Raw genomic sequence first — 3,868 nt, forward strand, 5'->3', positions numbered from 1 at the left:
CGAGTCTGGATCAAGGCCACCCCGGCCGAGGACGGCTCGCTGCGCCTCGAGTACGCCGGACTCGCCCGAGGCGAGGATCCACAACTCGTGCGAACGGTTAGATCGGTCGCAGACCGTCACGCGCCACTCGACTAGACGTCCGCTCAGCGCTTCACTTGGGTTCGGCTGAGTAGGTGCGTGCCGCCCAGCTTGGCCAGTAACTCTCGGCCGCGTCTAGGTCGATGCCGCGAAGACGGATGAGGCAGACGTCCTGGTCGCCGCGGGTAACTACCCAGAGGCTATGGGGCCGGCCGAGAGCTCGCTTCGGGATCCAGGCCAGCACCTCGTCGAGGTCGGTTTCTGAAAGCTCCCACTCTTGGTTCGACGTGCCGTCTTCGGACCAGAAGTGGACGCGGTACGTCGGACCGTCGACCTGCAAGGTTTGGTCGCGCGGATCGTGCAGCTCTGCTTTCACGCGCCCACTGTAACTATCGGGGTGCTCGAGGCCGTCCCGTATGGGGATCGTTCACCGGTACACGCAGACGCGACACCGAGCGTGTCGTTCCTCGCGGTCGCCTGCACGACTCTTCGCGCTACCGCGCCACTCGTGCAGACGACCGTGAGCATTGAGATGTTCAAGGTCCCCTGCACACGCGACCCGTGCGCCACTGAACCGTTCCGTAAGGGGATTCCCTACCGGAACTCCCGCCGGGAGATTAAGGGATGTTGGTAGGGGATGGGTCAGCGGAGAGCAGGGCGACCCGAGAGCCGCTCACCGGATTCTCGCGAGAGCCTCCGCGGTTGCGCGTCGAGCGAGGCGGATTGTCAGGTCGGAGCTGAGTAAGACGCCGAACCAGTGGTACCAGCAGACCTCGAGATGTTTCGGAGTGATGATGTGGTCGATGAAGAAAATCCGAGTGAGATCGACGGCCTCAGGAAAATACTCATCGGAGGGTGCCCCTGCCTCCGTCCCAGGCCCGAGACCCATCAGGTCTTCCTCAGTCAGGATTCGAAGCAGCGTCTCCCGAACCTCCAACCATTGGTCACCGTCAACCTCGGGCAGCGGGCGCTGCATCATCGACCTGTACGCCCGTCTGAGTGATGATTGCTTCGTGAATCCAGTCACAGGACCATGATGGTTGCTCGCCCCCGGATGAGCTGTCGTGGCCGCAGCAGTGATCGTTCCGTATGGGGATCGCTCACCGGTACACGCAGAAGCGACACCGAGTGCCTGTCGCCATTCGCAGACGCCTGCACAACGCGTCGCGCCACCCCGGCACTCGTGCAGACGACCGTGAACATTCAGATGCTCAAGGTCGCCTGCACAATCGACGCGAGCGCCGCCGAACTGTTCCGCAGAGGGATCGTCCTTCGGGCGTTACGGGGCTACTGGGAACCTGTGCAGCGCCGCCAGCTGCTCTGGCGAGTCAGGTGATCTTCTCGGCCTCGCGGAGCACCTGATCGACGTCGGCGCGAGCGTCGCCACCAGCTCGTGCAGTTCGGTCGCATGGTCTCGCTTCCGCTCGTGGATCAGCGAGCGCATGCCGGGGTTTCGTGCGCGGTCAGTCAGGCCAGATGGCGCCCAGTACGCGCATCGTTTCGGAGCGACTGAGACCTTCGTGCTTGCTTTCGGCCACGAGTCGGTGAGCTGCGGTGAGCACGGCTCGTGGTGTTGCGGAGACGGAGTCGCTAACCCGTGTTCCGCTTCCGGTCCGCGTGACGAGTATTTTCTCGCCCTCGAGCGCTTTGTAAGCCTTGGCGACTGTGCCAGGAGCAACGCCGAGGTCGGCAGCCAGTTGCCGTACCGAGGGGAGTCGTTGATCGGCGGCGAGGACGCCGGTCGCGATCAATCCTCGGATCTGGTCCTGAATCTGATCGGTGAAGGGAGCGCCGGTCTCAGTGAGCGTGATGATCATCGTGCCGAGGACGTGGCGAGGCGACGGCTGCTCGCAGCAAGAGTGGAGAGGAGGACACTCCCCCAGAAGGCGAATGCGAGCACGAAGCAGGCGTAGCCGCTGACCTGAAAAAACGAGCCCAGCGCAGCAAATGAGGTTCCGAACTGCACTTGCCCGGAAGCACCTGCGCTGAGTTCCGTCCTCATGGTCGATGTCCCGTAAAGCGACACGAGGACGACCCCCAGATGCAGGAGAAGTCCACCACTCAGCGCCGCGAGAACATTGCGTGTTCGTGTAGCGCGTTGAGCGCTGTCAGCGACGCGATCTGCTGAGAGTGGCGGGAGCGAGATTCCTCGCAGGACGAGCGCTGTCAGCAGCAGGAGGAGGAGGAGAACCGCAAGACACGGCAGGGAGTACCACCAGCCATAGATCGTGGTGCTGGCGGTGGTGTTCTCCGAGATCGGCAGTTCGAACATCACGTGTCGGCCGGCTTCATCGGTCGTCGATGCGGCCCCCGCGACGATCGCCACGACGACTGCGAGCAGCGTCACGATCGCGGTGCCGATCAGCCGCCCCCGCGAGGTGAAGGTCATCACCGTTCGCGGGGCGAGCTCGGCAGTGCCGACTCTCTTCTCTGACCGTGCGGGAATTGCGAGGAAGGCGAGAGGGACGACGGTCAGAACGAGTGGGATCAGGAAGCGTGACAGCTGGACGTAGACCAACCAGTCGACCATCGCCGGAACCCACCAGGGGTACACCCACCAAGCCGAGAAAACGACGGCTGCAATCACTGTGAGGATCATGCCAACAGCGGTTGATGCCCTGACGCGCGCGGGAAGCGCCACGCCGTAGCGGCGAGTCAGCCAGTGGGCTCCAGCCGCAAGAAGAAGCCCAGCAGCTGCCGGACCGAACTGCATGAGCTGAAGCAGAAACATGTGGTTACCCCCTAGGTGTATCTGCACAGTAATACACTTCGTACCACTAGGGCGACACATTGAGCGGTGATGCATCGAAGTAGTGATCGGCCGCTCACTGGGGTGGCCCCCGCCCTGAGACGTTTCGACTCGCGACGGCGGCTGGCTGATCCTGTGCGCTGTTGAAGCGGCGGGTAGCGTCCCGTATGGGGGTCGTCTCGCGGTTCGCGCTCGTCAGGCCAGCCCTACTCGACGTCGCCGCTTTCCGTGAGCTGGTCGCGCAGCACCCTCCGTGCCCTCGACAGTCGAGCGCGAACGGCCGTCGCCGGTTTCCCCAGAACGACGGTCGCCTCCTCCTGCTGGGGAGAGCCACCGACGTCGCTCTCGAACAGCTGTCACTTGTTCGGCCTACGTGAGCGTCGTGTGCCACGTTTGATCGTCTTGCCCAGAAGCGCTCATGAGCCGGTAGGTCGCCGTGAAGCCGACCGAGGCGGGATCGGTCAAACCGCCTCCGAAGCTGAACGTCAGCGCTTGACCAGGCTTCAGGTGGTCAGGAAGCCCTCGGTAGGCCTGGACGTACTGTTCCCCGTTCTCGCTTCCATCCAAGTCGGTGACGGTCACGATCTCCTCTAGGCGATTCCAGAGGTGCCAGACGCCGTCCTTGTCCTTCTGTATTTCAAACGGTTGGCGACGAGCTTCACGTGCACGTTCAATGGCAGCTCGCTCTTCCGCGGCTGCTGCAGCCCGTTCCTCAGCGGCAGCCGATCGCTCAGCGGCTGAAACTGCACGTCTAGCGGCCTCCTCGGCCTTCTCCTGCGCTGCGCCCGCAGCTCGATTCGCTCGTACGGCGATGATCGCTTGAATCCACGTCACTGCAGTGGCCCCAAGGGTGCCGACAAGAAGACCGAGTTGCACGATGAGATTCGCTGCTTCCACGGACGCGACCCTAGCGCCCGCTCGTTCTGCCCGGATGTTCCGTATGGGGATCGTTCACCGGCACGGTTCCGCCAAGGATCCGTAGTGCTGAACGCGACAGTGGGGAGAGTAGGACCGCAAGGCACAGATCCGATCGACGTGGGC

General features: G+C 63.4%; 5 protein-coding genes. All 5 read right to left on the reverse strand.

Annotated elements, in window-relative coordinates; translation table 11 throughout:
* Positions 1-151 precede the first annotated feature (151 nt).
* The gene (locus tag C5D66_RS16595) at positions 152-454 is read right to left on the reverse strand and encodes a hypothetical protein (protein WP_104248266.1); all 303 of its coding nucleotides are present in this window, start codon (positions 452-454) and stop codon (positions 152-154) included.
* A gap of 297 nt (positions 455-751) precedes the next feature.
* Positions 752-1,105 carry a hypothetical protein gene (locus tag C5D66_RS16600; protein ID WP_146079303.1) on the reverse strand — a complete coding sequence of 118 codons (354 nt, stop codon included), beginning with the start codon at positions 1,103-1,105 and terminating at the stop codon, positions 752-754.
* Positions 1,106-1,541: 436 nt separating this feature from the next.
* Positions 1,542-1,895: a GntR family transcriptional regulator gene (locus C5D66_RS16605; RefSeq protein ID WP_104255881.1), complete on the reverse strand. Its 354-nt coding sequence runs from the start codon at positions 1,893-1,895 to the stop codon at positions 1,542-1,544.
* Complete coding sequence (locus C5D66_RS16610) at positions 1,892-2,809, reverse strand: hypothetical protein (RefSeq protein WP_146079304.1); 918 nt, start codon at positions 2,807-2,809, stop codon at positions 1,892-1,894. The genes C5D66_RS16605 and C5D66_RS16610 overlap by 4 nt, the downstream gene beginning before the upstream one ends.
* A gap of 387 nt (positions 2,810-3,196) precedes the next feature.
* Positions 3,197-3,724, reverse strand: coding sequence for a hypothetical protein (locus C5D66_RS16615; protein WP_104255879.1), 528 nt, complete (start codon positions 3,722-3,724; stop codon positions 3,197-3,199).
* Positions 3,725-3,868 lie beyond the last annotated feature (144 nt).

The sequence above is a fragment of the Rathayibacter sp. AY1B4 genome (assembly GCF_002932815.1).
Lineage (GTDB): Bacteria > Actinomycetota > Actinomycetes > Actinomycetales > Microbacteriaceae > Rathayibacter.

Bases quoted from the DNA above. Each gene is read 5' to 3' on its own strand.
- C5D66_RS16605 (WP_104255881.1), bottom strand. From the start codon at position 1,895: ATGATCATCACGCTCACTGAGACCGGCGCTCCCTTCACCGATCAGATT.
- C5D66_RS16610 (WP_146079304.1), bottom strand. From the start codon at position 2,809: ATGTTTCTGCTTCAGCTCATGCAGTTCGGTCCGGCAGCTGCTGGGCTT.